Below are 25,503 nucleotides of genomic sequence, written 5' to 3' on the forward strand. Positions count from 1 at the left end.
GCCTAGCATGCACATCAAACTCGCCAACCCCCGTGGCTTTTGCGCTGGGGTGGACCGGGCGATTGAAATCGTCAATCGCGCTCTCGAAGTATTCGGTCCGCCTATCTACGTCCGCCACGAAGTGGTGCACAACAAATTCGTCGTTGAAGACCTGCGCTCCCGTGGCGCGATCTTCGTCGAAGAACTGGATCAGGTTCCGGACGACGTCATCGTCATCTTCAGTGCTCACGGTGTTTCCCAGGCCGTGCGTACCGAAGCCGCTGGCCGTGGCCTGAAAGTATTCGATGCCACCTGTCCGCTGGTGACCAAGGTGCATATAGAAGTGGCTCGTTACAGCCGCGACGGGCGCGAATGCATTTTGATCGGTCATGCCGGTCACCCTGAGGTTGAGGGCACAATGGGCCAGTATGACGCCAGTAATGGCGGTGCCATTTATCTGGTTGAAGATGAGAAAGACGTCGCCAACCTGCAAGTGAACAACCCGGAAAAACTGGCGTTTGTGACACAGACCACTCTGTCGATGGACGACACCAGTCGAGTGATCGACGCCTTGCGCACCCGCTTTCCGGCTATTGGTGGCCCACGCAAGGATGACATCTGCTACGCCACTCAGAACCGTCAGGATGCCGTCAAGCAACTGGCCGACGAGTGTGACGTGGTATTAGTGGTGGGGAGCCCGAACAGCTCTAACTCGAACCGTCTGCGTGAGCTGGCGGAGCGCATGAAGACCCCGGCCTACCTGATCGATGGTGCTGAAGACTTGCAGAAAAGCTGGTTCGACGGCGTTCAAACTATCGGTATTACGGCCGGTGCTTCTGCGCCTGAAGTGTTGGTGCGTGGCGTGATCCAGCAATTGCACGCCTGGGGCGCTACCGGCGCTGATGAATTGGCCGGTCGCGAAGAAAACATCACCTTCTCCATGCCCAAAGAGCTGCGCGTACGCTCGCTGCTTTAAGCACATAACGCCTGCGCGGCTTTATCGTTGCGCAGGCTGATACGCCCGGTTTTTGCCAACACCACTTGATAGTGGCTCTGTGCTGTCTTTGCTTGGCAAATATGCAACGTCCCTGCCTGAAACGCCCCTCCACTCAATAAGGGTTCACCCAGCGGGTTAAAACGCACGTAATGCCTGACCGGTGTATTACCGGCAATCGGAATGCGTGAGTCGCCTTGTCTGTGTGTCAGTACCGGGTTGTTGGGGTCCTGATGTCCTCGTCCACTCACGTCCAGAATGACCTGCCAGCCTCGGCTCCAATCTGCGCCTAATGCATGAACCACCACAGTCTGATGACGCACCAGCGCCTCGACGCGGGCGTTGCGCAGGCTGTTTACCAATTGCTGTGCAGCGACTTGCCGCCGTTGCTGTTCAATCAGAACGTTATAAGCCGGACTGGCGAACTGAGCGGTAAGCGCGACGATCAGCAGAACGAATAACAGTTGAATCAGGCTCATGCCTTGTTGGTTCACGAGGTCCTCCCTGGACAGATTTGCAGGCGCCTTCCTTGCGCTGTTCGTTGACTATTTGAGGTATAGCTCAGGGTTTAAAAGCCCGCGCTGGCAACAGTTTCATCATGTTTAAGGCGCTTTTGGATTCATTCGAAGAACAATCCGTAAGCCTTGCCAGGGTTCTCCTACAGGTAGGCCCAAATTCCGAGGCTAGGCTTTCCTCCTGACGACACAGGACGTGTCGCCCAGGGAGTGCTTAGGGATGGGCAAATGGCTAGAACACACAAATACCCTCAATGTGGCATGACCTTGATTGAGGTGATGGTCTCGACGTTGATTTTATCCAGCGGTGTGCTGGGGGCTGCGGCAGTTCAGCTCAGTGCCCTAAAACACACCGACAGTGCGCTGATGACCTCCCAAGCCAGCTTTATTGCTTACAGCATGCTGGACCGGGTGCGTGCGAACGATCAGGCCGATTACAGTTATTCGAGCGCTGGTGGCGCAGCCCCACGTGGTTCGGTAAGCCAGGATTTGAATGATTTCAAGCGCAACATTCTCGATTTCGGTGGAGAGAGTGCAATCGGCATGATTGCGGCCACTGGTAGCGGGGTGACAGTCACCCTTGAGTGGAGTGAGGCTCGCACGTCCTCGCAAATCGGCGCACGGCAAACCATCACCCTGACCAGTCAGATTTCCGCCGACGCACTGGCAGCTGCTCTATGAGATGGCGTAATGCAGGGTTTGGCCTGATTGAATTGATGGTGGCTCTGGCACTGGGAATGCTGTTGGTGTTAGCGGTTACTCAGGTTTTTTTGAGTGCCCGGTACACCTATCTGGCCCAACACGCTGGCGCAATGGCGCAACAGGATGCGCGTTTTGTCTTAAGCAAAATAGCTCAGGAAATCCGCATGACCGGCATGTTCGGTTGTCTGGCCGCCGACCGCATTGTCGATGCGCCGGCTGCGTTTCAAATACCCATCACCTGGCAAGGCTCAGCAACCTCACGATCGCTGACATTGATGAGTGCGGATGTCGGGTCGCAATCGTCACCACCGGATTGGACCGTGGTTTCGGACTGTAAAAGTTATGCACAAGCCTATTCTGGATCGCGGACTGTTTTGGCGCCCGGAGAGACTGCTTTTGCGTTGCGTAAGATTTTTTATTGGTTCGAAGGCAATCAGCTAAAGGTTGGGGCGAACAAAGCTGTACTGCTGGATAACGTTGTCGCATTTGATATGAGCTTCGGTGTTTCCGGTGCAGGCAGCGATCAGTCTGTTCAGCGTTATGAGGCCAACCCTACGAATTTGGGCAGCATTCGCAGTGTGCGTATTGCCCTTACCCTGCGAGATCCCGGGTTTCAGGTCAAAGATCAGGTCTATCACCTCGTTGTCGCACTGCGTAATCGATTGGGTTAAATCGCTAATGACGTCTTTATCACGCCATCAAGAGGGCATGGCCTTACTGGCTTGCCTGACATTTTTACTGATGCTGAGCGTGCTCGGCGTATCAGCCCTGCAAAGCGCGGGTCAGCAGCAAAAAATCGCTGGCAGCGTCTTGTTCGGCCATCAGTCATTGCAAGCCGCAGAAACAGCATTGCGCAAGGGCGAGTCCCAGGTGCAAGCACAATGGCCGCGACTAATTGCGTGCGCCTCGGCGGTTCAATGCATCCCTCCTCAAGAATCCCGCACTCAAAAGTCGCCGGGTCTTGACCCTGTATCGCGGGTGATATGGGAGCGCACCCCCGACGGTTTATTTGGCATCCAGAGTTTGGGGGAGGGTGGGATGCCGGCAAACCTGCCGGGTATTACTGTCGGCCAATTTTATCGAGTAACAGGCATTGGTTTGCGCGGATTGTCCCGCACGGTTCTGGAGAGCGTATTGGTGAGTTATCAACAGGTCGGTGCAGAGGCAGGGCAGCCCCAAGGTCTTGTCTTCAGGCGTGTGATGTGGCGTCAAATCCAATAGGAGAGCAGGTTGTGGGCAAGCATGGAGCAGGGTTTACCTTGATAGAACTCATGGTCGTAGTGGCGATTGTCGGTCTGCTGGGTGCATTCGTGTATCCGGTCTACAGCGACTCGGTAAAGCGTGCCAATCGCTCGCAAATCGTGGTTTTGTTGTGGGAGCAATCCCAAAGTCTCGAGCGTTTTTTTTCGAAAAATGGCGTATACAGGGGGGCTGAAAATTTGAGTGTGGGCAATAAGCATTACTGGGTAACCCATGCGTTAGGCGATCACGACTTCTTGCTGACGGCCACCCGCCGAGAAGGTGCGTCTATGGTGGATGATGCCTGCGGCAACTTCACATTGGCCCACACTGGCTTAATGGCGATTACGCAAGCCGCTCCGGACCTGACAGAGCAGCAGTGTTGGGGGCACTAACGTTTTTTTATGTGAGCTGAGTGGATTGATGGCTAAGCAGCAACGAGTGGTAATTGTAGGGGGCGGTGTTATTGGGCTGCTGACCGCCTTTAATCTGGCGGCGCACGTTGAGCACGTTGTATTGCTGGATCGTAGCGGTGTAGGCCAAGAGTCGTCATGGGCCGGTGGTGGCATTGTTTCTCCGTTATACCCTTGGCGCTATAACACGGCGGTCACCGCATTGGCTCATTGGTCGCAAGACTTTTATCCCCAACTGGCACAGCGCTTGTTAGCTAAGACGGGCCTGGACCCTGAGGTTCATACCACGGGCTTGTACTGGCTAGACCTTGACGATGAGGCCCAAGCGCTGGCGTGGGCAAAGCGCGAGGGGCGGCCCTTGAGTTCAGTTGATATTTCGGACGTTGAACGTGCAGTGCCGGTATTAGGTGCTGGTTATTACTTGCGCGCTATTTATATGGCCGGTGTCGCTAATGTTCGCAATCCGCGACTGGTTAAATCGCTACGGGCGGCGTTGCAGGCAATGCCTAATGTCACGATTGAAGAGCACTGTGAGGTTCAGGGGTTTATTCACCAGGGTGAAAAAATTCTGGGCGTGAAGACGGCCCAAGGGGAGCGCTTGGCTGACCAGGTGGTCTTGGCGGCAGGTGCCTGGAGTGGAGCGTTGTTAAGCAATCTTGGCCTTGAATTACCTGTTGAACCTGTCAAAGGCCAAATGATTTTGTACAAGTGCGCGCCCGATTTATTGTCCAGCATGGTACTGGCAAAAGGACGTTACGCGATCCCGCGCCGTGATGGCCATATCTTGATTGGCAGCACGCTGGAGCACGAAGGGTTTGATAAAACCCCGACTCAAAATGCCCTTGAAAGTTTGAAGGCATCGGCGGTTGAGTTGATCCCAGCCTTGGCAGATGCTCAGCCGGTGGCGCATTGGGCCGGATTGAGGCCGGGTTCGCCTGAAGGTATTCCGTTTATCGGCAGGGTGGCTGGGTTTGAAGGGTTATGGCTGAACTGCGGGCATTACCGAAACGGTTTGGTTTTGGCTCCGGCGTCTTGCCATCTGTTTGCTGATCTACTGTTGGGGCGTGAACCCATTATCGACCCGCGGCCCTATGCGCCTGAAGGGCGGATTTAAACGCTCTAGCGCAATCCCTGCCGCTGACGAACAGCGCGAGGCTGCGTCCGAAGGCGCAGCCTTCGTAAATAGGCTGGACGCGGTACATCTGAACTAGCCGATTTACAGGTTTACGACGGCTGCGCAGCCGGACGTAGCCTCGCGCGGCTACGTATCGAATGGCTTTCAGCGTGATTATTTCGGGCCTTGTTCCAGGTGACTCTGGGTGCAGTACCATTCTTGCTGCTGGCTCAGTGCGCGATCACGGGGTAAGTGAACGCCGCAGTGGGCGCAACGCACCATCGGCATCGCGCCGGGATCCACCGACTTTTTAGACGCGGCAATACTCGCTTTGTATTTACGCCAGCACCACACGCCCGCAGCAATCAGTGCAGCCCACAACAGTAGACGAAACATGGTCATTCGCTATTAGAAAGAAGATGCGTCAGTTTAGCCAAGGACTCCGCAGGCGCACAGGGCCAAATTGCACATAAAAAAAGAGCCCCGAAGGGCTCTTTCTTGTGGCGCTGATTGATCAATCAAACAGACCAAAGGTCATGTAGCTCAACCACGAACGGCTTTTGCCTTCCGCTTCCGGTTCAGGGATGACGTTGCCGTCGGCGTCTTTTGGCTTCAGTTCGGCAGGAATCGAATCCTTGGCATCCTGATATTGCTTCTGAATATCAAGGTTGGCGCGCGTTTCACCCGGCGGCAGCGGTGTGCTCGATTCGATCAGGCCCAGCGTAGCCTTGCTCAGCCACGAGCGGTTATCCGAATCGGACACCTGCGGCACAAACTGACCGTCAACCAGGCTTGGGTGGTTCGGGTAGTTGTCTTTCAGTACTTCGAGGCTGGTGTTGGCCAGTTCATCGAGGTGCATGCGCTGGTAAGCCTCAACCATCACCGCCAGACCGTCACCTACCGACGGAGTTTCCTGGAAGTTTTCGACCACGTAGCGTCCACGGTTAGCCGCGGCTACATAGGCCTGACGGGTCAGGTAGTAGTCGGCAACGTGAATTTCATAAGCGGCCAGCAAGTTACGCAGGTAGATCATGCGTTGCTTGGCATCGGGTGCGTAGCGGCTATCCGGGAAGCGGCTGGTGAGCTGAGCGAACTCGTTGTAAGAGTCGCGTGCGGCACCCGGGTCGCGCTTGGACATGTCCAGCGGCAGGAAGCGCGCCAGCAGGCCAACGTCCTGATCGAACGAGGTCAAGCCTTTAAGGTAATAGGCATAGTCGACGTTCGGGTGCTGTGGGTGCAGGCGGATAAACCGTTCGGCAGCTGATTTTGCAGCTTCCGGTTCGGAGTTTTTATAGTAGGCGTAGATCAGTTCGAGCTGAGCCTGATCGGCATAGCGTCCGAACGGATAGCGCGACTCTAAAGCCTTCAGCTTGGCGGTAGCACTGGTATAGCTGTGGTTATCCAGGTCGGCCTGCGCCTGCTGGTACAGCTCGACTTCGCTCAAGTTGTCGTCCACGACTTCTTTGGTCGACGAGCAGGCGGCGGTCAGTGCGAGGATGGCGATCAGCAGCAGGTGTCTCACTTGCATGGCGGCTTGCGTCCCTATGACGGCCGCTGTCTTGGGCGGGTCCGTCCTGTTATGATGAGCGCCCCGTGAAAAGCCTCGGGGCAAAAGACGCCGTATTTAACCACAAGCGCGCAGCCGAAACCAAAGGCTTGGCGCGGTCCTGATGAGCATGTCCGAGAAAATTCAACTTCGCGAAGAGGTGCCGTCCGAACTGGGTGGCCAACGCCTCGATCAAGTCGCCGCACAATTATTCGCTGAGCACTCGCGCTCGCGCCTTTCCGCCTGGATCAAAGACGGCCGCCTGACTGTGGACGGAGCCGTTGTTCGGCCCCGTGACATTGTTCACGGTGGTGCCATCCTGGAGCTGACTGCCGAGCAGGAAGCCCAGGGTGAGTGGGTCGCCCAAGACATCCCCCTGGACATCGTTTACGAAGACGATGACATCCTGGTCATCAACAAGCCTGCGGGCCTGGTGGTACACCCGGCTGCGGGGCATGCCGATGGCACTTTGCTCAATGCCTTGCTGCATCACGTACCGGACATTATCAATGTGCCGCGTGCGGGTATCGTGCATCGCCTGGACAAAGACACCACGGGCCTTATGGTGGTCGCCAAGACCATTCAGGCGCAGACACAACTGGTCACCCAGTTGCAGAGCCGAAGTGTCAGCCGGATCTACGAGTGCATCGTTATTGGTGTCGTCACCGCCGGGGGCAAGATTGATGCGCCCATCGGCCGTCACGGTCAGCAGCGCCAGCGCATGGCGGTAATGGAAGGCGGCAAGCAGGCGGTGAGTCATTACCGTGTGCTTGAGCGCTTCCGTTCCCACACCCATGTGCGGGTCAAACTGGAGACCGGCCGTACGCACCAGATTCGCGTGCATATGTCGCACATCAATTTCCCGTTGGTCGGAGACCCTGCCTACGGCGGTCGCTTCCGTATTCCCCCAGCGGCCAACGTGACGATGGTCGAATCACTGAAAAACTTCCCGCGTCAGGCGCTGCATGCGCGTTTCCTTGAGTTGGATCATCCGACGACCGGTAAGCGCATGAGCTGGGAATCGCCACTGCCGGACGATTTTGTCTGGTTGTTGACGCTACTCAAGCAAGACCGTGAGGCATTCATCGGGTGAATACGTTCCTGATTCCTGACTGGCCTGCGCCGGCAGGCATCAGGGCCTGCGTGACCACCCGTGCGGGCGGCGTCAGTGTGGCGCCGTTCGACAGCCTGAACCTGGGCGACCATGTTGATGACGATCCCCTGGCCGTTGCTGCCAACCGCCAGCGTCTCACCCATATTTTTGACGTACAGCCCGCTTGGCTTAGCCAGGTTCACGGGGTTTTCGTTGCACCTGCTTCACCGGGCCGCGTCGTTGAAGCTGACGCCAGCTGGACCTCTACGCCCGGTATTGCCTGCACGGTCATGACGGCCGACTGTTTGCCCGCGTTGTTCTGCAATCGTGCCGGCACGCGCGTGGCTGCGGCTCATGCGGGCTGGCGCGGACTCGCCGCCGGGGTACTTGAAGCCACCGCCAAAAGCCTCAATGTTGAGCCTCAAGAGGTGCTGGTCTGGCTAGGCCCGGCTATCGGACCTACCGCATTCGAGGTGGGAGGCGAGGTCAGGGAGGTCTTTGTGAAAGACTTGCCGCTGTCCGCCGCCGCTTTCGTTCCGAGTATCAATCCGGGACGCTTTATGGCCGATATTTATGAGCTGGCGCGCCTGCGTCTGGCTCGATGCGGTATCACGGCCGTGTATGGCGGGGGTTATTGCACCGTGACTGATCCGCGCTTTTTCTCCTACCGGCGCAGTCCTCGCACTGGCCGCTTTGCCTCTCTGGTCTGGATCGACAGACCGTCCAGCTGATCTGCATCAAATCTGTCCATCTTGAAACTCCCGTATTCGCCCGCATCTACTATGGTATCTGGCAGGTTTCTTCATTCAGGAGTTTCCATCCCTCCGGCCTGCTCATAAGGAAGGTGACGAATGCGTATAGATAGATTAACCAGCAAATTGCAATTGGCGTTGTCCGATGCTCAGTCCTTGGCCGTAGGCCTTGACCATCCGGCCATTGAGCCTGCGCACTTGATGCAGGCATTGCTGGAACAACAGGGCGGCTCGATCAAGCCGTTGTTGATGCAAGTCGGTTTTGATGTAAACAGCCTGCGTAAAGAGCTGACCAAAGAGCTCGATCAACTGCCAAAAATTCAGAATCCTACTGGCGACGTGAATATGTCGCAGGATTTGGCGCGCCTGCTGAATCAGGCGGATCGTTTGGCACAGCAAAAAGGTGATCAATACATCACCAGCGAACTCGTGTTGCTCGCTGCGATGGATGAAAACAGCAAGCTGGGCAAGTTGTTGCTGGGGCAGGGCGTCAGCAAGAAAGCGCTCGAAAACGCCATCAACAACCTGCGTGGCGGTGAAGCGGTCAATGATCCGAACGCGGAAGAGTCGCGTCAGGCGTTGGACAAATACACCATTGACCTGACCAAGCGTGCTGAAGAAGGCAAGCTCGACCCAGTGATAGGTCGTGACGATGAAATTCGTCGCACCATTCAAGTGTTGCAACGCCGGACTAAAAACAACCCCGTGTTGATCGGTGAGCCGGGTGTGGGTAAAACCGCGATTGCTGAAGGTCTGGCCCAGCGAATCATCAATGGCGAAGTGCCTGACGGACTGAAAGGCAAGCGTCTGCTGTCGCTGGACATTGGTGCGCTGATTGCCGGTGCCAAGTTCCGCGGTGAGTTCGAAGAGCGTCTGAAAGCGTTGCTCAATGAGCTGTCGAAACAGGAAGGGCAAATCATCCTGTTCATTGACGAACTGCATGTCATGGTCGGCGCCGGTAAAGGCGAAGGCGCAATGGATGCGGGCAACATGCTCAAGCCAGCGCTGGCGCGTGGTGAGCTGCACTGTGTCGGTGCCACCACGCTCAACGAATATCGCCAATACATAGAGAAGGACGCCGCTCTTGAGCGTCGATTCCAGAAAGTATTGGTGGATGAACCCAGCGAAGAAGACACCATCGCGATTCTGCGTGGCTTGAAAGAACGCTATGAAGTTCACCACAAAGTGGCGATCACTGATGGCGCGATTATCGCGGCAGTGAAACTGAGCCATCGTTACATCACCGACCGGCAGTTGCCTGACAAGGCGATTGACCTGATGGACGAGGCGGCCAGCCGTATTCGCATGGAGATCGACTCCAAGCCTGAAGTACTGGACCGTCTTGAGCGCCGCCTGATTCAACTGAAGGTTGAAGCTCAGGCGCTTAAGAAAGAAGAGGATGAGGCTGCGAAAAAACGCCTCGAGAAATTGCAGGAAGAAATCGAGCGCCATGAGCGTGAGTATTCTGACCTGGAAGAAATCTGGACCTCGGAAAAAGCCGAAGTGCAGGGTTCTGCCCAGATCCAGCAAAAGATCGAGCAAGCGCGCCAAGAGCTTGAAGTGGCGCGTCGTAGCGGCAACCTCAATCGCATGGCCGAGTTGCAGTACGGGGTCATTCCCGATCTGGAGCGCAGCCTGCAAATGGTCGATGAGCACAGCAACAAGACCGAGAACCAATTGTTGCGCAGCAAAGTGACTGAAGAAGAAATTGCCGAAGTCGTGTCGAAGTGGACCGGTATTCCGGTATCCAAGATGCTCGAAGGCGAGCGCGACAAGCTGATGAAAATGGAAAGCTTGCTGCATGAACGCGTGATTGGTCAGGACGAAGCCGTAGTGGCCGTGTCCAACGCCGTACGCCGTTCGCGCGCCGGGCTGAGTGACCCGAACCGTCCAAGCGGCTCGTTCATGTTCCTGGGCCCAACCGGTGTGGGTAAAACTGAGTTGTGCAAGGCGTTGGCCGAGTTCCTCTTTGATACGGAAGAGGCGATGGTGCGGATCGACATGTCCGAGTTCATGGAGAAACACTCCGTGGCTCGACTGATTGGTGCGCCACCTGGCTACGTGGGTTACGAGGAAGGCGGTTACCTGACCGAGGCTGTACGCCGCAAACCGTACTCGGTGATCTTGCTCGACGAAGTCGAAAAGGCTCACCCGGACGTGTTCAACGTGTTGCTGCAAGTGCTTGAAGATGGCCGCCTGACTGACAGTCATGGTCGCACCGTAGACTTCCGCAACACGGTGATCGTGATGACCTCCAACCTGGGGTCTGCACAGATCCAGGAACTGGTAGGCGATCGCGAAGCGCAACGGGCAGCGGTGATGGATGCTGTCAGCACGCACTTCCGTCCGGAGTTTGTGAACCGGATTGATGAAGTGGTGATCTTCGAGCCTCTGGCCCGTGATCAGATTGCAGGTATTGCTGAAATCCAGCTGGGTCGTCTGCGTAGCCGTCTGGCTGAGCGTGACCTGAGCCTGGAGTTGAGCCAGGAAGCGTTGGACAAGCTCATAGCGGTAGGTTACGACCCTGTCTATGGCGCACGTCCTCTGAAACGTGCGATCCAGCGTTGGATCGAAAACCCGCTGGCACAGCTGATTCTTTCGGGTCAGTTCATGCCGGGCACCACAGTGGTGGCCACTGTGAAAGACGACGAAATCGTCTTCACATAACGCTCTGTGGCGGTGTTTTAAGAGAGGCCTCGCTTTGCGAGGTCTTTTTTTTCTTAGAGTGTTGATCTGTAAGGAAAACGCTTGTAAGATGCGCCCCGCAGTCAGTCACCCGTAACGGCAACTTGGCCCAAACCAGGAAGCCCGCTAGAAGAGCTAAATCATTGTCTTCTAACGAAAAATAAGGGTTGACAAGGGTTTCAAAGGTTGTAAAATGGCCCGCCTCAGAGACGCAAGCGTAGTGATACGAAGAAGTCAAAGAGTGCTGCAAAGTTGTAAGGCAGTAATGTTGTAAATTGAAATATGTAGTTCCGCGATAGCTCAGTTGGTAGAGCAAATGACTGTTAATCATTGGGTCCCTGGTTCGAGTCCAGGTCGTGGAGCCATTTTCAAGCCGGGGTATAGCGCAGTCCGGTAGCGCGCCTGCTTTGGGAGCAGGATGTCAGGAGTTCGAATCCCCTTACCCCGACCATTTTTGGGTCGTTAGCTCAGTTGGTAGAGCAGTTGGCTTTTAACCAATTGGTCGTAGGTTCGAATCCCACACGACCCACCATTTTTGGTTTCAGTTCGCTGAAGCTAGATCTTAAGATCAGAGGCCAAAAGCACTGATCGCAGAAGGCGCCTCTTGAAGGTGCCTTTTTTTTACCGGGGTATAGCGCAGTCCGGTAGCGCGCCTGCTTTGGGAGCAGGATGTCAGGAGTTCGAATCCCCTTACCCCGACCATTTTCTGCCCGTCAGTAATGGGTGTGGAAAATACGGTGCTGATGCCAATTGCATCAGTTGCCATAAAAAAAGCGTCCGCAGGGACGCTTTTTTTATACTGTTTTAATTGAAATATGCAGTTCCGCGATAGCTCAGTTGGTAGAGCAAATGACTGTTAATCATTGGGTCCCTGGTTCGAGTCCAGGTCGTGGAGCCATTTTCAAACCTGTTTTTTGGGTCGTTAGCTCAGTTGGTAGAGCAGTTGGCTTTTAACCAATTGGTCGTAGGTTCGAATCCCACACGACCCACCATATCGCAAGACCAAAACAGCCGGTTATCCTCAGGGATGACCGGCTTTTTTGTGCCTGCGGTTTGATAAGAATCGCCCTCCTCAGGTGTGCACTTTGCCGAGATATCGGCGTGGACATGCAGACGTCTTATGGCGAACAGTAGGTTCGAACGGGCTGATGTCAATCTGCAGCAGCCCTCTGAACGAGGCGTGAACAGAAATAAAAATTGATATGTAGGAAATATCTGGCAAGTTTGTAGGTTTTGACTATTTTGGTCGAAAGTATGCTTTCGTGGTTTACGAATAGAACTTTAAGTGCCAGTTTTATAGGGAGTTTATAGAGCGCATCTCAAACCTAAAACAGGGTGCTCGTTTTTGGCCTGGCCTCATTAGAAGATATATTGGCTTGCCAGAGCGGACTTCTTCAAAGAGGGCTGATAACGTGGTCGAGATAAATCACACTGATTGCTCACATCGCCATTACCCTATAGTGCCGATCGTTATTTTCGGAGAAGACCTCTCCACTCATTCAATTTGCCCTTTTTGTGGCGCGCAGTATCAGGACTTTACTCCATAAAACTCCAATGCATGTTTCAATACTTTTTGCGTTTGATTGGAAGTTTTCTTAACTCCGAGCAGTCTACTGTTTGCTGGGTTATACGTTTGTTAGCAGTTGTATTTTTAGTTGTTGCACCATTTTCTCAGTAAGGGCGGGACTGAATATTAAGACACTCTAAAGTTCATAACATGAGTATCAATAGTCATGAGCTATATAAGAGAAACACGTGTTGGCAATGTGCTGTCAGGATGGAATCACTTGTCAGTAGTTGGGCCGATAAATGTGCAGAATACTGCGGGTGCGCGTATTCAATTGTCGTCGGGCGAATGGTGCGATGATTACATTATGGGTTGGGGCTCTTGTCTGTTGGGACACGATAGCCCCGTTATCAAAAGTTCTATTGTCAAAGCATTGGAGCGAGGTTTTCTCCAGCAATATGAAACCGATGAACATCGTCTATTGAGCGAAAAATTTTGTGCAGCCGTACCTTGCGCCGAAAAGTTGCGACTGGTGAATTCCGGCCTGGAAGCCACCATGTATGCAACACGTATTGCTCGTGCCGTTACCGGCAGACGCATCATCATAAAATTTGAAGGCCATTTTCATGGGCTCAATGACTCTCTGACCTGGAACGTGGATTCTTCGCCGCGCTCCGCAGATGTATTGGCGGGGGGTGAGCTGGAGCGTTTGTCAGGCACCGTTGGTATTCCGGGCGAGTTCGGAAAGTTAACGGTAGCGGTTTCATGGAACGATCTTGAAGCGCTGGAGAATGCGTTTGAAAAGTACAAGGACGATGTGGCAGGCGTGATTTTGGAGCCTGTCGCCTTAAACATCGGTTGCATCAAACCGGACGAGGGGTTTCTGCAAAATTTGCGGTCGCTGGCGACTCAGCATGGTGCGCTATTAATCTTCGACGAAGTGCTGACCGGGTTTCGTGCAAACATCGGTGGTGCGCAGAAGGATTTCGGTGTCATTCCCGACATAGCCGCGTTCGGCAAGGCGTTTGGCTGCGGAATGCCGATCGCTGGAATTGCCGGCAAAGCCGAGTATATGGACGTTATCTCGCCGCGTGGCCCGCTACAGATCAGCGGGACCAACACGGGCCGATACCTTTCCGTGTCCGCCGCGCTTGCCGCCATTGATCACCTGCAGGACGGGCGGGTACATCAGCATATAGCCATGCTTGAGTCTCGCTTGAAATCGGGACTAAGGGAAGTGTTCGATCAGCACCGGATACCCTGTCATATCGATGGTTATGGCGGTCGAGTCGGCGTCCACATCGGAGCTTACGAGCGTCCCCGCACAATGAAGGAGATAGAAGGTTTCTACCCGATCGAGTTTGCCCAGAAGTTATTTGACCTGCTGTCCCGCAAGTACAACTTGTACGGCTTCTTGATGCCGCTTGCTTATTGTCCAGAGCCTGTAACCCTGAGTGCATCGCACACGCCAGAAATGATAGCGGATGCTTGTGAACGGCTGGACTCGGCACTCAAGAGGATTCAATTCCATGAAAAATGAACTGGTTCAGGATATTTATATTCGCCAATTCACAAAGGCTGACATGCCGGCAGTCCTGTTATTGGTCGCCCAGATTGCCTCTGGGGAGGATCTTTCTGAGTCTGCCGGACAGCAATTTGCGAATGAACTTGATGAACCAAATTATGAGGGCGCCCGCTTTGTCGCCGCTCTTGGCGACAGGGTGATCGGGACGATGGGCTGCGCCGCAGGCCTCATCCCGTCAAAGCATGTCTTATGGGCAGACTGGTTAATCGTTGATAGTGAATATCGTCGATATGGTGTCGCTTCGTTGTTATATGCCGAAATTGAAGAATATGCCTTGGAACATGGGAAAACCTGGCTGTGTCTGGATATCGGCAATATAGACAGAGAACGGGCCGCCTACCGCTTTCATTTACGCAATGGCTTTCAAATCGTCGGACAGCTTCCCGATTATTGGGGTGATTTTGAACACTTGAACATCATGGCTAAATCTCTTATCTCAAAGGGCTGAATTCATTATGGGCGTTTTAAATGACATGACTGCATTGCAGGATGAGGCTGTTTATTGCCGCGTAAAAGGTTTGACCATCGGGCTTTGTCACGGCTGTTTCGACATTGTTCATCCTGGGCATATTCATCATCTGCAGCGGGCCAGTACGATGGTTGATCGACTATTCATATCGGTCACAGCAGACCAGTACGTCAACAAAGGTGCGGATCGACCGGTGTTTCCCGATCAGAAACGCGCGGAGCTTCTGGCTTCCATCCGTTATTGCGATCACGTCATTGTCAACCATACGCCAACTGCTGAATTCGTGATCAAGACGCTGCGTCCCAATCTGTACTTCAAGGGTGCGGATTACATTGATGGATCGGATGCCAGACTTCAGGCGGAGCGGGAACTGGTTGAACGTGCAGGTGGGCGGATGATTCTCACGGACGACAAGATATTCGACTCGACTTCCAGAATCGCCAGGCTGGTCATGTCCACGAACAGGTGACGGGTAATCAACCATGTCGAAACTTTTGCTGATTGATCTCGACGGAACAATGATTGATACACCGCATTTCGAAGCCTGGTGCAATGCAGCCCATGAGTTTTCAGGAAAACAACTGACGCGGCAGCAATACATTGAGCACATTGCCGGCCGCCCACGCATGGAAGGCGCTTCACGACTGCTGGAGCTGACCAACGATGATGTCGGCGGTGCAAAGGTCGGATCGTTCAGTGCTGACCAACTGGCAGCCTATAAACAGAAGGAATTTTTGAGGCTCTCGCCCGGCACCGATCTGTTCGATGATGCATTGCGATTGCTGGAGCGCATTGAATATTCAGCGCAGCCGGTGAGGTTCTATACGGCTTCTCTGAATGCGCCGCAGTTGTTTGAGGCGGCTCTGGATCGCTCGAATGTGCTGCGTAACACGAAGGTATCCATTACCCGGCAGGCGTCGTATCAGACGCGCCAAGCATTGGTTCAACAACTCATTGGCAACCACGATCCGCAGGGTGTTCATCTTATTGATGACAGCCCCTATGTGACTGATCTGGCATGCGACCTGGGACTCCGTGCCTGGCAGATCCGCCGTCATCATCTTGAACCCATGGCTGTTCATCCTCGCGCTTCAATACTGTCATCGCTTGATGAATTCACTCTGGAGAACAAGCCACAGGGAAGGAATAGCCATGATTAAGAATTCGACTGTTCTTGTTACAGGTGGCGCGGGCTACATCGGCTCGCGTCTGGTGCCCAAACTGCTGGCTGCCGGTTACAAGGTCCGGGTGCTGGATGCGTTGTATTTCGCCAACGGGCTCGAAGGTCTGATGAACCATCCCGCTCTGGAGTTCATCAAGGGTGATATCCGCGATCCGTTACTCGTAGAACAGTCGCTTAAGGGAGTCGAAACCGTTGTGCATCTTGCCGCTGTGGCAAACGACCCAAGTTTCAATTCGGCCCCTGAGCTTGGGCAATCAATAAATATCGATTGCCTGCCGCATCTTATGTGTAGCGCTAAGCGTCTGGGTTGCCGGCGTTTTATCTATGCATCGTCAGCGAGTGTCTACGGCATCAATGCGGAACCCTTAGTCGATGAGCGTCAACCCTGCGTGCCTATTACCGACTACAACCGATTCAAGGCTGATGGAGAGAAAATACTGTTCGAACTCACCGATTCAGCTTTTGAAACCGTTGCGGTTCGAGCCGCAACGGTATGCGGGTGGTCTCCCCGCCAGCGCCTGGATCTGACTGTCAACATCCTTACCGTCAGTGCGCTGGCACGCGGTGAAATTAGGGTGTTTGGCGGTAGTCAGTATCGTCCCAATGTTCATATCGGCGATCTTACCCGGTTGTATACGGTGCTCGTCGAACGTGAATCTCTAGGCGAGGTTTGCGGCACTGCAATCAATGTCGGGTACGAGAACCATACGGTGAGCGATATTGCCGATCAGGTGAAAGAGATCGTTGATCGTTACTTCCTTGTCAACGTGCCTATCACCACGACCCTCAGTGATGATGTTCGATCCTATCGTCTGGATTCCCGGCGGGTACAGCAGACTCTGGGTTTCGAATTCATCTACTCGATCAGGGACGCTATCGTGGAGCTCTGCGAGCAGTGGCAGTCAGGACACTTCAACGACAGTAGCGATGTGTTATCGGATATCCGCTATCACAACGTGCGCAACATGCTGCACAACGACTGGTCGTATCAGGCGCCAGGAGGTGCGTCGTGTTGACCATTTCTTATGGAGACTATTGCGAGGATATCATCGGGATCGAATTGAGCTCGTCGTCCTTTGCAGCGTGCGTGGCGACGCTGGCCAATCCTTCAATAGGCGTGCGCCCGCACATGCCCAAAGCATCGCCACGCACCCGGCGCACGCAGTTGCTGATGGCGGGTGCCTATGCGGCCGGCGTTGGCGTTTCGCGGGAAATCATTTCCTTGCCAGCGCCGGCAATCCTGCGGCTTTATGATGTCGACACCGGCGAACCTCTCGAGCCTCTAAGCGATGATCCTACGGTGGTGTTGGCGCTGGATCAGGCGACGGTCAGCAGTTGCGAGCAGTTTCAACTGGGGGAAGTGATGTATGAGCTGACGGTAAGTCAGTTCATTGATGCCCCTGATGATTGCGGGGTGTCGACACAGGTCAGTTTGAAACGCGTTGGCGCTGCTACCGGTTCACACCGATTGCGGCTTGATTACGGTGTGGACGGCAGTGCTTTGAACGAATACCTGGGGGCTTGTGACTGGCTGACAGCCCGGCATTACGACTTCGGGCAAAGCACTCTCGATCAAGCGTCTTTCAGTGTAATCGTCCATACGGCAGAACAGCGGCTGCGCTATAACGTGCGCATCGAACAGATCGACTCACCTGCACGTTCTGTCGTTACATGGCGCCAGAAGCAAGAGGGGTGTGTTGCTTCAGTAACCTTGGACTTTGCTACGGTCAGTCAGCATCGGCTTGCTACGCATTGGCGGGTCGGGGTTGATGGCGAGGGCAATACACCTGACGCGCGTTTCTGCGATTTCGATGTTGCCGGGATCCAGAATGGTCACCTGAGTCTATGGTCCAGGATCTGGAGCGAGCATGAAGTCACTGTCCAGACAGCGCAGGGGCGCACTGATCTAGGCATGAAGTACGCGGTATTTCAGTTGCTGCAACATGGCTTGGGAACGGTGAACAGGGCCAATGGTACGCTCTCGCCGGCCCGAGGCCTGACCAGCACTTACCACTCTGGCGCGACCTTTTTCGACACCGAATTGCACAAGTGCATGTTCTGGATTTGGAACGAGCCGGACGTCGCCAAAGCGCTGATCGACTATCGCTACAACTCCCTGCAAAGAGCGCTGGAGTTTGCCCGTGCCAGCGGCTTTTCCGGAGCGCGTTTTCCGGAAGCATCCAACGACCTGGGACGGGAAAATGGTCCGCATTATGTGCTCTCCTATCCTGATCAGAGCATTCGACGAGAGTGGAGTGTCGATGAGGTTTTGCACATTTCGGCAGACGTTTGCTATGCGGTGAACCACTACTGGAAAGTGACCGGTGACGACACATTCATGGTGTCTCGCGGCTTCGAGATGCTGATTGAAAGCGCTCGATTTGCCGCGTCGGTGCTCCAGTGGTCCGAGGTCAAACAGGCGTATGTGGTGAACTCGGTCATGGGGCCAGACGAGTATCACTACCATGTGGACAACAGCTTCTTTACCAATTACATGCTGCGGTGGTGTATCCGGTTAGCGCTTTCGCTGTGCGACCGGCCGCGCTTTCCAGGACTGCCGGAAGCCGAGCGCAGGCGCTTGCAATTGATAGCCGACAATGTCTACCTCCCCTGGATCACGGTGGGCGGGGTGTCCATTCCTGAAGAGTTCGAAGGTTATGCCGCATTGCCGGACACTCGGCTGCGTATCAACAAAAAGCGCGGGCCTCAGTTCGCCGACGAGACCGAGCGGGAAAGTGCGGAGAAACTGCAGAACTTTGATTCGCAGCTGATCAAGCAGGCCGACATCATATTGTTAATGGCGATGTTTCCCGACGATTTTCCAGAGGTTGTGAAGCGTGTAGCGTTTGATTATTACGAACCGCGTACGGTACATGAGTCGTCGTTGAGTTACGGCCCGCATGCTGTCGTTGCTGCGCATCTGGGCATGACGCAAATCAGCGCCGATTTCATTGCCCGTGCCACCCGATACAACCTGGATTTCACTCCGGTCGTCGAGTACAGCAATGGGCTGCATCTTTCTGCCTATGCCGGAGCCTGGCAGGGATTGGTGGAAGGGCTGTCGGGACTTGATATCGGATCGGGCCAACTGGCCTTCCGCCCGAGGTTGCCCGCACAGTGGGATGCCTACCATTTCACCCTGCAGTTCCGAGGCCAGCGACTACGGGTTTCCGTACTCGGTGACGGTGAACTGGAAATCCGCCAGGGCGATCGACAGTTGGCGACCGTGCGCAGGCAGGATGGGCAAATAGGCATCCAGGAGGAGCGCCCATGATGCCTATCAAGGATCGCTTCTCACCCTATAACGAAGCGCTGAGTGTCTTGCCTTTTCGCAAGCTGCTCATCGGCCAGGGCCTGTCGATGGCTGGCGATGCGATTTGTCTGGCTGCGCTGCCGATAGCGCTTATTCGAGAAGGTTTAGGAGGGGATGTGTTTGGCTTCGTCATGGCCGCAGTGGGCGTCGGAACGGTGATCGGTGCTCTGGCCGGGGGGATGCTGGCGGATCGAAAGTCGCCTCGACAGGTGCTCATTTATACCGATACGGCCAGAGGATTGGCGCAACTTGCCGTCGTTGCGTTGCTCATGACAGGGGCGCCTTGGGGTTTGTTGGTGCTCGCCTATCTGATCTTCGGTATCGGCATCGGTGTTTCACGGCCATGCGCTCAGGTTCTGCTGGTCAATCTGCTGCCCAAACAAGCACTGGTGGCAGGCAACGGAGCGATGAACTTCATTGATAATCTGGTCGCTATTCTGTTCCCGGCCACGCTGGGCGTGTTCATCATTCTGTGGGAGCCGGTCTGGGGGATATTGATCGATGGCCTGACCTTCTTCTGCGCTGCAATTTTCACCGCTCAGTTGCCGAATGTCGGCCATCATGAATCAGACGAAGAGTTCTCGCTGCGTGAAGCGCTCAATGGCGTCACTGTGGTTATCAATAACGCGACGCTGTTGCTGGGATTTGCCGCGACGCTGTTGCTGAACGTTTTGTGTTTTCCGATTTTTCTGGTGGTTGCACCTTACGCGATCAGTCATCGCTTCAGCGAAGACATGTGGGGTTATTGCCTGGCAGCGTCGGGGTTCGGCGCTTGTGTCGGCTCGGTCATCACCGTGCTGGCTTCGGGGCATGAGCGACTGGTGAGGCTTGCGGTCATTTGCGGGCTGTTTCTGGCGGGAGCCATGGCGTTGCTCGGGCTGGGTACGTTGGCATGGATGGCTATTCTGGGGGCGACATTCGTCGGTATCGTCGAAGCCTCCTGGCTTACGGGCTGGGCAACCGCCATGCAGACACTTTCCCCGGAGAAGGATCTGGGCAAAGTCGTGGCGGTTGATACCGTCGTCACCAGCGGCGCGCACCCCTTTATTTATATGGGCAGCGGTGTGGTCGGCGGGATGATCGGCTACTCCCAGACCCTGACGCTCACCGCCGTCGTCAGTGCGGTCGCAATACTGCTGATTGCCCTGACTGCCCTCCTGTTCATGCCAAGGAGTGCGCGTCATGATCAAGTGCAATAACGTACAGGAACAGGCTCAGGATCTCTCGGGTCAGATCTTTGCGCGCTGGCAGGAATTACTGCAATCGGGCGACTTTATTCTGGGCGATGAGGTTCTGGCGTTCGAAGCCTGGATGTCGGGTCGATGCGGCGGGGCGCACGCCGTCTCCCTCAACTCAGGCACGGATGCGTTGTTTCTGGCGTTGCGTGCGCTTGAGATTGGCCCCGGTGACGAGGTGATCACCTGCAGCAACACCTTTGTTGCCACCGTCGGGGCAATTGTTTCTGCCGGTGCCCGGCCGGTCCTGGCGGACGTGGGTCATGATGAGCTGATGAACGTCTACACCCTTGCACCCCTTCTGAGTGATCGGACCAAAGCCGTCATTCCTGTCTACCTGCGCGGACGTCCGCTGGATATTGATGCAATCATCGACGCGTGTCGCTCTCGTGGAGTGGCCGTTATTGAGGATTGCGCACAGGCGATAGGCACCACGATTGACGGCCGGCAAGTTGGAACTCGCGGTCATGCGTCAGCCTTTTCAATGCACCCCCTGAAGACACTTGGAGGCCTGGGGGATGGCGGGATGCTGGTCACCCGCGATCCGAAGATTGCCGAATACGCGCGTATCGCGCGCAATCATGGCTTGGAAACACGTAACGAATCGGTCCGGTTTGGTATTAACTCGCGACTCGACGCGTTGCAGGCGGCAGCGCTCAATGTCAAAGCGCAGTATCTGGATCAGTGGCTGAAACGACGCATGGAAATCGCCGCGTTCTATGATCAAGCCCTGAGCGCAACCCGAACGGGAGCAGACTTGGGGGGCGGCAAGCCTGGAAGCTCCTACTATCACTATGTCGTGCAGTCTGCCAACCGTAACGGGCTGCAGGCGTTTCTGGCTCAGAATGGTGTTCAAACGGCCATTCATTATCCGGTGCCCATTCATTGGCAAAAAGCCTGGTCCAGCAGTCAGGCGCACACAGTGTTGCCCACGACCGAACGTCTGTCCCGACAAATGCTGACACTTCCTTGTCATCATCATTTATCGGATGGAGATGTGGAGAAGGTCGCCACGCTGATCACGCAGTTTGACGGCAGGGGCGGGGGCTGAACGTCGATATCGAATGTGTGGTGATTGGCGTCGGGGTGCCAGGGCTGGCGCCAGCTCGGGCACTGGCCTTAGTGACCGTGAAGTGTAGCGATTGGGTTGCCCACGGTTTTTTGAACCAAGCCCGCACCGCTAGGGAACGTCTTGCAGCCCCAGGGTCACGTCATCAATGATCGCCTTCGCCATCTCGCTGAGGTAGTGCGACGCCCAACGCATGGTTTCGTGGCCATCGTCCATGGCGCCCAGATAAGAGAGCCGGTTGACACAGTTCAACAGTAATGAGGCGTGTTGTAGGGCTTCTTCGCCCGAGATGCCGGCAATGACGCTGAACAGGCGCTGGTTCTCTGCGTTGCAGGCGCCAAAGGTGGCGCCGCCAACGGTTTTGATCAACGGGGAGACGTTCATAGGTCACCTCGTTTCACATCGAGCTCTAGGGCGTTGGGCAGGTCGACAGTACGCTTCAGGCATTTTTTGAACGGATTGAGAGCGTGCATCTGGCATTACTCCTATTGTTGAGGAGCTACCACGGTTCGCCGCTAAACGAATTAGGGTGGCAGCTGTGCGCAGGTTAGCGGACCGGGACAATAGGAACCCGGCAGACCCGAAGGTCTCCCACGCACAGCCGCCATAACGAAGAAGCTGACGCAAAAAAAGCGCCTGCAATCGTAATGGGGGCGCCTGTGCGCCTATTGTTTATCGGGCCGCTAAACCCGTTCGCTGATGAGCAGCGACGTCGGAAGGGTAACGCTGGGGTAATTAAAGTGCAACCGCGTGCTCGCGTGCAGCTAGCCGTCGAGCATTTGCTGATCCGAAGCCAGAGCGACTATCTCCAGCATGGCCGAGCGTGCCCCTTGAGTATCAATCAATATCAGGACGAAATGATTCTTGAATGACGGCATCAGATTGGCAAGACGCAGGCGGCCGTCAGGTGCATGGAGCAGTCATTGATGAGCGGGTCATTGATGTCGTTAAATATGGCTAAGGGCACAGTTCTCATTGAACCGCTATTGTTTTCAGTTTCCATGGCTTAAAACTCAGCCATAACAACATTCCCGGCACTTGTAACGCGATCATTATTCCCAGCGACCACCGATAAGCCTCCACGGGGTGTCCTTGCCCACTTGCTGGCCACAGGTTCAGAATTTCCCCCATTGTCCATTGCAGAACAAAGGCAAGCACGAACACCACCAGGTTGAACGACGAGCTAACTCGTCCGGCTAATTCAGGCGACACCGACTGCGCTACGATCGCGTAGTTCATGGTGGTGGACGTACCAAAGAAACTGAAACCCGTTGCAATCATCAGGGGCGATATCGGCAGCCCGCTGATCATCAGCGATTGAAAAACGATAAAAATAAAAATCCCGAACCCGCACACCATGATCGGCTGTACGCCGAAGCGGCGCAGGTAGTCGGTGATCGAGCCGAATGCCAGAGAGCCTGCAACCATCGCCACGGTTCCCCAGAGCAATGTATTGGCCATGCTGGACTCACTCAACTGGGCGACATCACGTAGCCACGGTCCCATCCACAGTGATAGCACTGACATGTAGATCGCATGTGCACACACTGAATACAGCGCCAATCGCCAAAATACCCACGAGGAGTAAAGCCTTCCTACGGCCTTTGACATTTCGGCGAGCGTTGTAGGGTTGGGCTTATAAGTGCGCGGCACGCTGATATGGATGATCACGCAGACGAACAACGTCAGCAGCGCCAGCATCAGAAATGCTTCTCGCCATGACACCCACTTGAGCAGTTCATGCAGTGGCGTAGTGGACGCCATGGCGCCAAGACCGCCTACGGATAACAGGCACGCGGTACTCAGGGGCAGGCGTTCGACGGGCAGCCAGATGGCGCACGCCTTGATCGCACTCATAAGCGAGCCGGCGACACCCAGGCCAATCAGACCGCGACCGATAATCAGACCCAGCTCGGTATGGGAAACGCTGAAAATCAGCGAGCCTGCTACAGCAAACAGCAGCATGGGGGCCTGCACGCTTCGCGGCCCGTAGCGGTCGAGCAGGACGCCGAGCGGGATTTGCGCCGCCGCAAAGGTCAGAAAGTAAACGCCGGTCAGCAAGCCCAGGCTACTGGCGGGCAGGTTCAGTTCTCTTTCAAGGTCCACATAGATCAACGCGTTGACTGTGCGAAACAGGTAGGACACAAAATGCCCAAGGCCAAAGGGGATGAAGATGGTTAAATACAGGTACAAAAACGTGTGCTTGATCTCTTTATTGGCCTTGATGCATGAACCTGTACCCTGATTGCTCATGATGGAAGAGACCCGTGTGGAGTAAAAATTGTGTGTATTGCACAGCAAAATGCGTCCGAGCTTAACTTAGCCAAAGAGCCTGTCTTGATTAAAAAGTATCTTTTTTTGTATGCGGGTAATGCATGGTTTGTTCTGAAAAGCTTGATAAAAAATGGCTCTATCAAGATCCGTATTCGCGTTACTCATAAAAAAAGCGTCCGTTGGGACGCTTTTTTATACCTGCGTTAAACCCAGTCTGTGGTCACTGCCCTGGGCAGGACCACAGGCGTTTTAGGTTGCCGCTGGCGCGGGAGGAGGGGTCGATGACGTCGTGCCGTTGCTTGCGGCCGTCGCTGCAGCAGCCTTGTCGTCTGCATCTTGCAAGTCTTGCAGTGCTGCTGAGTACTGATCGGCTTCTGCCTTGGGCACCATCTGCCATGAAGGTTTGCGCACCGCATAGAAGATAAAGGGCGGTATGCCCGCGATGATCAGCCCGAGCAGCAATATCCCCGCGTATTCAAAGAACGGCATGCTGCTGAAACTGTTCGGTGGAATAAAGCCAAAGATCAGCGCCACGCAGGTCGAAAACAGTCCCAGATAGCACCAGCCGTGTAGCCCTTTGAGCACATAACCGCGTTTGACGTTGGGCTGAGTTTTACGCAACTTCATGGCGGCCAGGAACATGAACACGTAAATGATCAGGTACATCAACGCGGCCATGGCGCTGATCATCCAGAAGGCATCGGATACGTTGTCGATAAAGATATAAATCGTCGAAAGCAGAGTGACGATGATGGCCTGTAAATACAGGATGTTTTTCTGCACGCCCTTTTTGTTCACTTGCTGAAAGATGGGCGGAAGCATGCCGGCTTTACCGACGAACAGCAGGCCTGTTGATGGCCCGGCCGTCCAGGCCAGCACCCCGCCCAATGCACCGATAATCAGCAGGATGGCCAGAATGGGCGTTGCCCAGGGTATGCCGAAGCCTTCGAAAAAGGCGGAGTACGCCTGAATCACACCCGCGGTCAGGCTGGTCGAATCCGCCGGTACCACCAGCGAAATCGCCACGGTCGGCGGGATGAACACCAACAGAATCATGAAGAACGCCAACAGGATTGCGCGCGGCATTTCTTTTTGCGGGTTGCGCAGCTCACGGGCGTGAATAGCGTTCATTTCAATACCGGCGAACGCCAGGAAGTTGCTGACGATCAGCACCAGGCCGGTGATGGCCCCGGTAAATTCCTGCCAAAAGTCCGGGTGCAGATTATGAGCGCCCGTTTTTACTGTGGTGTGGGTGTCGAAAATGGCTGGAATCAGCGCGTCCCACGTCAGCGGTGTTGCCGATTTATGCCCCAGTACCAGCCAGGCCACGCCGAGCAGCACCAAGAGCGCAGCGGGTAAGGCCGTGCCCAGCAACATGAACCAGGAGGTCAATTTCGACAGGGCTGTCAGCCCGTTAAGCGCCACGAACGTTGATAGCCAATACAGGACGATGATCACCGCGGTGGTGAAAACCCCGCTCTTGGCCAGCTCAGGATTGATCAGGTAAGCCAGCGTGCTGGCGCCAAAGCCCAGGACGATGGGGTACCAGGTGACCACTTGTACCCACATGAACCACATGATGAAAAAGCCCGGTCGGTCGCCATACGCTTGGCGCACCCAGCCGTAAATCCCGCCGTTCCAACCGGTGCCCAGTTCAGAAGCAACCAGTGACACCGGAATGAAGAACAGCAGCGCCGGAATCACGTACAGAAACACCGAGCCTAAGCCGTAGACCGCCATGCTTGGCAAGGAGCGGATGCTGGCAACAGCGGCAACCATCATGAAGCAGATGGTGAGCCACGACATGTATGTTTTAGCTTTGCTGGAAGTAGCCAT

23 protein-coding genes, 6 tRNA genes and 1 pseudogene are annotated in these 25,503 nt (G+C 55.0%); 23 read left to right on the forward strand and 7 right to left on the reverse strand.

Annotated features, from left to right (window positions below; translation table 11 throughout):
• Window positions 1-7 precede the first annotated feature (7 nt).
• The gene (gene ispH, locus ACI7MX_RS10790; protein WP_314491500.1) at window positions 8-955 is read left to right on the forward strand and encodes a 4-hydroxy-3-methylbut-2-enyl diphosphate reductase; all 948 of its coding nucleotides are present in this window, start codon (window positions 8-10) and stop codon (window positions 953-955) included.
• Here the strand turns inward: ispH and ACI7MX_RS10795 are convergent.
• Complete coding sequence (locus ACI7MX_RS10795; protein ID WP_405587021.1) at window positions 952-1,452, reverse strand: GspH/FimT family pseudopilin; 501 nt, start codon at window positions 1,450-1,452, stop codon at window positions 952-954. The two genes, ispH and ACI7MX_RS10795, sit on opposite strands and share 4 nt — an antisense overlap.
• A gap of 264 nt (window positions 1,453-1,716) precedes the next feature.
• Here ACI7MX_RS10795 and pilV point away from each other — a divergent pair, with 264 nt between their 5' ends.
• Genes pilV through thiO form a run of 5 tightly spaced genes read left to right on the forward strand, consistent with a single transcriptional unit; the run spans window position 1,717 to window position 4,956 of the window.
• A complete protein-coding gene (gene pilV, locus ACI7MX_RS10800) occupies window positions 1,717-2,169 on the forward strand; it encodes a type IV pilus modification protein PilV (RefSeq protein WP_314491493.1) in 453 nt (150 codons plus the stop codon).
• Window positions 2,166-2,861 carry a prepilin-type N-terminal cleavage/methylation domain-containing protein gene (locus tag ACI7MX_RS10805; protein ID WP_314491491.1) on the forward strand — a complete coding sequence of 232 codons (696 nt, stop codon included), beginning with the start codon at window positions 2,166-2,168 and terminating at the stop codon, window positions 2,859-2,861. The genes pilV and ACI7MX_RS10805 overlap by 4 nt, the downstream gene beginning before the upstream one ends.
• Window positions 2,862-2,868: 7 nt before the next feature.
• A complete protein-coding gene (locus tag ACI7MX_RS10810; protein WP_405586889.1) occupies window positions 2,869-3,411 on the forward strand; it encodes a pilus assembly protein PilX in 543 nt (180 codons plus the stop codon).
• A gap of 11 nt (window positions 3,412-3,422) precedes the next feature.
• On the forward strand, window positions 3,423-3,824 hold the full coding sequence (locus tag ACI7MX_RS10815) for a type IV pilin protein (protein ID WP_314491483.1): 402 nt from the start codon (window positions 3,423-3,425) through the stop codon (window positions 3,822-3,824).
• A 28-nt stretch (window positions 3,825-3,852) separates the two neighbouring features.
• Window positions 3,853-4,956, forward strand: a complete 1,104-nt coding sequence (thiO, locus tag ACI7MX_RS10820) for a glycine oxidase ThiO (RefSeq protein WP_405586885.1) — start codon at window positions 3,853-3,855, stop codon at window positions 4,954-4,956.
• A 174-nt stretch (window positions 4,957-5,130) separates the two neighbouring features.
• On the opposite strand, the gene ACI7MX_RS10825 is transcribed toward thiO, so the two are convergent.
• Both ACI7MX_RS10825 and ACI7MX_RS10830 read right to left on the reverse strand, forming a co-directional pair.
• Window positions 5,131-5,352 (reverse strand): PP0621 family protein, encoded by a 222-nt coding sequence (locus ACI7MX_RS10825; RefSeq protein ID WP_314491477.1) that lies wholly within the window; start codon window positions 5,350-5,352, stop codon window positions 5,131-5,133.
• Between the two features lie 118 nt (window positions 5,353-5,470).
• Window positions 5,471-6,484, reverse strand: a complete 1,014-nt coding sequence (locus tag ACI7MX_RS10830) for an outer membrane protein assembly factor BamD (RefSeq protein WP_314491474.1) — start codon at window positions 6,482-6,484, stop codon at window positions 5,471-5,473.
• 148 nt (window positions 6,485-6,632) lie between these two features.
• On the opposite strand from ACI7MX_RS10830, the gene rluD reads away from it, so the two are divergent.
• The 17 genes from rluD (at window position 6,633) to ACI7MX_RS10915 (ending at window position 21,375) form a co-directional block, all read left to right on the forward strand.
• Complete coding sequence (gene rluD / locus ACI7MX_RS10835) at window positions 6,633-7,595, forward strand: 23S rRNA pseudouridine(1911/1915/1917) synthase RluD (protein WP_153379909.1); 963 nt, start codon at window positions 6,633-6,635, stop codon at window positions 7,593-7,595.
• Window positions 7,592-8,326 (forward strand): peptidoglycan editing factor PgeF, encoded by a 735-nt coding sequence (gene pgeF / locus ACI7MX_RS10840; RefSeq protein ID WP_405586880.1) that lies wholly within the window; start codon window positions 7,592-7,594, stop codon window positions 8,324-8,326. Before rluD ends, pgeF begins: the two co-directional genes overlap by 4 nt.
• Before the next feature lie 120 nt (window positions 8,327-8,446).
• Window positions 8,447-11,014, forward strand: a complete 2,568-nt coding sequence (gene clpB, locus ACI7MX_RS10845; protein WP_314491468.1) for an ATP-dependent chaperone ClpB — start codon at window positions 8,447-8,449, stop codon at window positions 11,012-11,014.
• Between the two features lie 307 nt (window positions 11,015-11,321).
• Window positions 11,322-11,397, forward strand: a tRNA-Asn gene (locus tag ACI7MX_RS10850).
• A gap of 9 nt (window positions 11,398-11,406) precedes the next feature.
• Window positions 11,407-11,483, forward strand: a tRNA-Pro gene (locus tag ACI7MX_RS10855).
• 5 nt (window positions 11,484-11,488) lie between these two features.
• Window positions 11,489-11,564: transfer RNA gene (locus tag ACI7MX_RS10860), tRNA-Lys, on the forward strand.
• Between the two features lie 93 nt (window positions 11,565-11,657).
• Window positions 11,658-11,734 (forward strand) — tRNA-Pro (locus ACI7MX_RS10865).
• 120 nt (window positions 11,735-11,854) lie between these two features.
• Window positions 11,855-11,930: transfer RNA gene (locus ACI7MX_RS10870), tRNA-Asn, on the forward strand.
• 18 nt (window positions 11,931-11,948) lie between these two features.
• Window positions 11,949-12,024: transfer RNA gene (locus ACI7MX_RS10875), tRNA-Lys, on the forward strand.
• 741 nt (window positions 12,025-12,765) lie between these two features.
• On the forward strand, window positions 12,766-14,079 hold the full coding sequence (locus ACI7MX_RS10880; RefSeq protein ID WP_405586877.1) for an aspartate aminotransferase family protein: 1,314 nt from the start codon (window positions 12,766-12,768) through the stop codon (window positions 14,077-14,079).
• The gene (locus tag ACI7MX_RS10885; RefSeq protein WP_405586874.1) at window positions 14,069-14,572 is read left to right on the forward strand and encodes a GNAT family N-acetyltransferase; all 504 of its coding nucleotides are present in this window, start codon (window positions 14,069-14,071) and stop codon (window positions 14,570-14,572) included. The genes ACI7MX_RS10880 and ACI7MX_RS10885 overlap by 11 nt, the downstream gene beginning before the upstream one ends.
• A gap of 7 nt (window positions 14,573-14,579) precedes the next feature.
• Window positions 14,580-15,062: an adenylyltransferase/cytidyltransferase family protein gene (locus ACI7MX_RS10890; RefSeq protein ID WP_314487194.1), complete on the forward strand. Its 483-nt coding sequence runs from the start codon at window positions 14,580-14,582 to the stop codon at window positions 15,060-15,062.
• A gap of 13 nt (window positions 15,063-15,075) precedes the next feature.
• The gene (locus ACI7MX_RS10895) at window positions 15,076-15,753 is read left to right on the forward strand and encodes a hypothetical protein (RefSeq protein WP_314487191.1); all 678 of its coding nucleotides are present in this window, start codon (window positions 15,076-15,078) and stop codon (window positions 15,751-15,753) included.
• Window positions 15,746-16,792: an NAD-dependent epimerase/dehydratase family protein gene (locus tag ACI7MX_RS10900; RefSeq protein WP_405586871.1), complete on the forward strand. Its 1,047-nt coding sequence runs from the start codon at window positions 15,746-15,748 to the stop codon at window positions 16,790-16,792. Before ACI7MX_RS10895 ends, ACI7MX_RS10900 begins: the two co-directional genes overlap by 8 nt.
• Window positions 16,786-19,050, forward strand: a complete 2,265-nt coding sequence (locus ACI7MX_RS10905) for a glycosyl hydrolase family 65 protein (RefSeq protein WP_405586868.1) — start codon at window positions 16,786-16,788, stop codon at window positions 19,048-19,050. Before ACI7MX_RS10900 ends, ACI7MX_RS10905 begins: the two co-directional genes overlap by 7 nt.
• Window positions 19,047-20,288 (forward strand): MFS transporter, encoded by a 1,242-nt coding sequence (locus tag ACI7MX_RS10910; RefSeq protein ID WP_405586865.1) that lies wholly within the window; start codon window positions 19,047-19,049, stop codon window positions 20,286-20,288. Before ACI7MX_RS10905 ends, ACI7MX_RS10910 begins: the two co-directional genes overlap by 4 nt.
• Window positions 20,272-21,375, forward strand: coding sequence for a DegT/DnrJ/EryC1/StrS family aminotransferase (locus ACI7MX_RS10915; protein WP_405586862.1), 1,104 nt, complete (start codon window positions 20,272-20,274; stop codon window positions 21,373-21,375). The genes ACI7MX_RS10910 and ACI7MX_RS10915 overlap by 17 nt, the downstream gene beginning before the upstream one ends.
• Before the next feature lie 129 nt (window positions 21,376-21,504).
• Here the strand turns inward: ACI7MX_RS10915 and ACI7MX_RS10920 are convergent, their stop codons facing one another.
• The 4 genes and pseudogenes from ACI7MX_RS10920 to ACI7MX_RS10935 form a co-directional block, all read right to left on the reverse strand.
• Complete coding sequence (locus tag ACI7MX_RS10920) at window positions 21,505-21,777, reverse strand: DUF3077 domain-containing protein (protein ID WP_339408185.1); 273 nt, start codon at window positions 21,775-21,777, stop codon at window positions 21,505-21,507.
• A gap of 401 nt (window positions 21,778-22,178) precedes the next feature.
• Window positions 22,179-22,354, reverse strand: a pseudogene (locus tag ACI7MX_RS10925) (ParA family protein); the annotation flags it as partial.
• A gap of 11 nt (window positions 22,355-22,365) precedes the next feature.
• Window positions 22,366-23,646, reverse strand: coding sequence for an MFS transporter (locus ACI7MX_RS10930; RefSeq protein WP_405586859.1), 1,281 nt, complete (start codon window positions 23,644-23,646; stop codon window positions 22,366-22,368).
• Window positions 23,647-23,916: 270 nt separating this feature from the next.
• On the reverse strand, window positions 23,917-25,503 hold the full coding sequence (locus ACI7MX_RS10935; RefSeq protein WP_405586856.1) for an amino acid permease: 1,587 nt from the start codon (window positions 25,501-25,503) through the stop codon (window positions 23,917-23,919).

Source organism: Pseudomonas sp. 2024-210, assembly GCF_045062345.1.
Taxonomy (GTDB): Bacteria; Pseudomonadota; Gammaproteobacteria; order Pseudomonadales; family Pseudomonadaceae; genus Aquipseudomonas.

What these genes read in the sequence shown, in the direction of transcription:
- ispH (WP_314491500.1), top strand. Translation starts at nt 8, where the DNA reads ATGCACATCAAACTCGCCAACCCCCGTGGCTTTTGCGCTGGGGTGGAC.
- ACI7MX_RS10795 (WP_405587021.1), bottom strand. Translation starts at nt 1,452, where the DNA reads ATGAGCCTGATTCAACTGTTATTCGTTCTGCTGATCGTCGCGCTTACC.
- pilV (WP_314491493.1), top strand. Translation starts at nt 1,717, where the DNA reads ATGGCTAGAACACACAAATACCCTCAATGTGGCATGACCTTGATTGAG.
- ACI7MX_RS10805 (WP_314491491.1), top strand. Translation starts at nt 2,166, where the DNA reads ATGAGATGGCGTAATGCAGGGTTTGGCCTGATTGAATTGATGGTGGCT.
- ACI7MX_RS10810 (WP_405586889.1), top strand. Translation starts at nt 2,869, where the DNA reads ATGACGTCTTTATCACGCCATCAAGAGGGCATGGCCTTACTGGCTTGC.
- thiO (WP_405586885.1), top strand. Translation starts at nt 3,853, where the DNA reads ATGGCTAAGCAGCAACGAGTGGTAATTGTAGGGGGCGGTGTTATTGGG.
- ACI7MX_RS10825 (WP_314491477.1), bottom strand. Translation starts at nt 5,352, where the DNA reads ATGTTTCGTCTACTGTTGTGGGCTGCACTGATTGCTGCGGGCGTGTGG.
- ACI7MX_RS10830 (WP_314491474.1), bottom strand. Translation starts at nt 6,484, where the DNA reads ATGCAAGTGAGACACCTGCTGCTGATCGCCATCCTCGCACTGACCGCC.
- rluD (WP_153379909.1), top strand. Translation starts at nt 6,633, where the DNA reads ATGTCCGAGAAAATTCAACTTCGCGAAGAGGTGCCGTCCGAACTGGGT.
- clpB (WP_314491468.1), top strand. Translation starts at nt 8,447, where the DNA reads ATGCGTATAGATAGATTAACCAGCAAATTGCAATTGGCGTTGTCCGAT.
- ACI7MX_RS10880 (WP_405586877.1), top strand. Translation starts at nt 12,766, where the DNA reads ATGAGCTATATAAGAGAAACACGTGTTGGCAATGTGCTGTCAGGATGG.
- ACI7MX_RS10885 (WP_405586874.1), top strand. Translation starts at nt 14,069, where the DNA reads ATGAAAAATGAACTGGTTCAGGATATTTATATTCGCCAATTCACAAAG.
- ACI7MX_RS10890 (WP_314487194.1), top strand. Translation starts at nt 14,580, where the DNA reads ATGGGCGTTTTAAATGACATGACTGCATTGCAGGATGAGGCTGTTTAT.
- ACI7MX_RS10895 (WP_314487191.1), top strand. Translation starts at nt 15,076, where the DNA reads ATGTCGAAACTTTTGCTGATTGATCTCGACGGAACAATGATTGATACA.
- ACI7MX_RS10900 (WP_405586871.1), top strand. Translation starts at nt 15,746, where the DNA reads ATGATTAAGAATTCGACTGTTCTTGTTACAGGTGGCGCGGGCTACATC.
- ACI7MX_RS10910 (WP_405586865.1), top strand. Translation starts at nt 19,047, where the DNA reads ATGATGCCTATCAAGGATCGCTTCTCACCCTATAACGAAGCGCTGAGT.
- ACI7MX_RS10915 (WP_405586862.1), top strand. Translation starts at nt 20,272, where the DNA reads ATGATCAAGTGCAATAACGTACAGGAACAGGCTCAGGATCTCTCGGGT.
- ACI7MX_RS10920 (WP_339408185.1), bottom strand. Translation starts at nt 21,777, where the DNA reads ATGAACGTCTCCCCGTTGATCAAAACCGTTGGCGGCGCCACCTTTGGC.
- ACI7MX_RS10930 (WP_405586859.1), bottom strand. Translation starts at nt 23,646, where the DNA reads ATGAGCAATCAGGGTACAGGTTCATGCATCAAGGCCAATAAAGAGATC.
- ACI7MX_RS10935 (WP_405586856.1), bottom strand. Translation starts at nt 25,503, where the DNA reads ATGGCTACTTCCAGCAAAGCTAAAACATACATGTCGTGGCTCACCATC.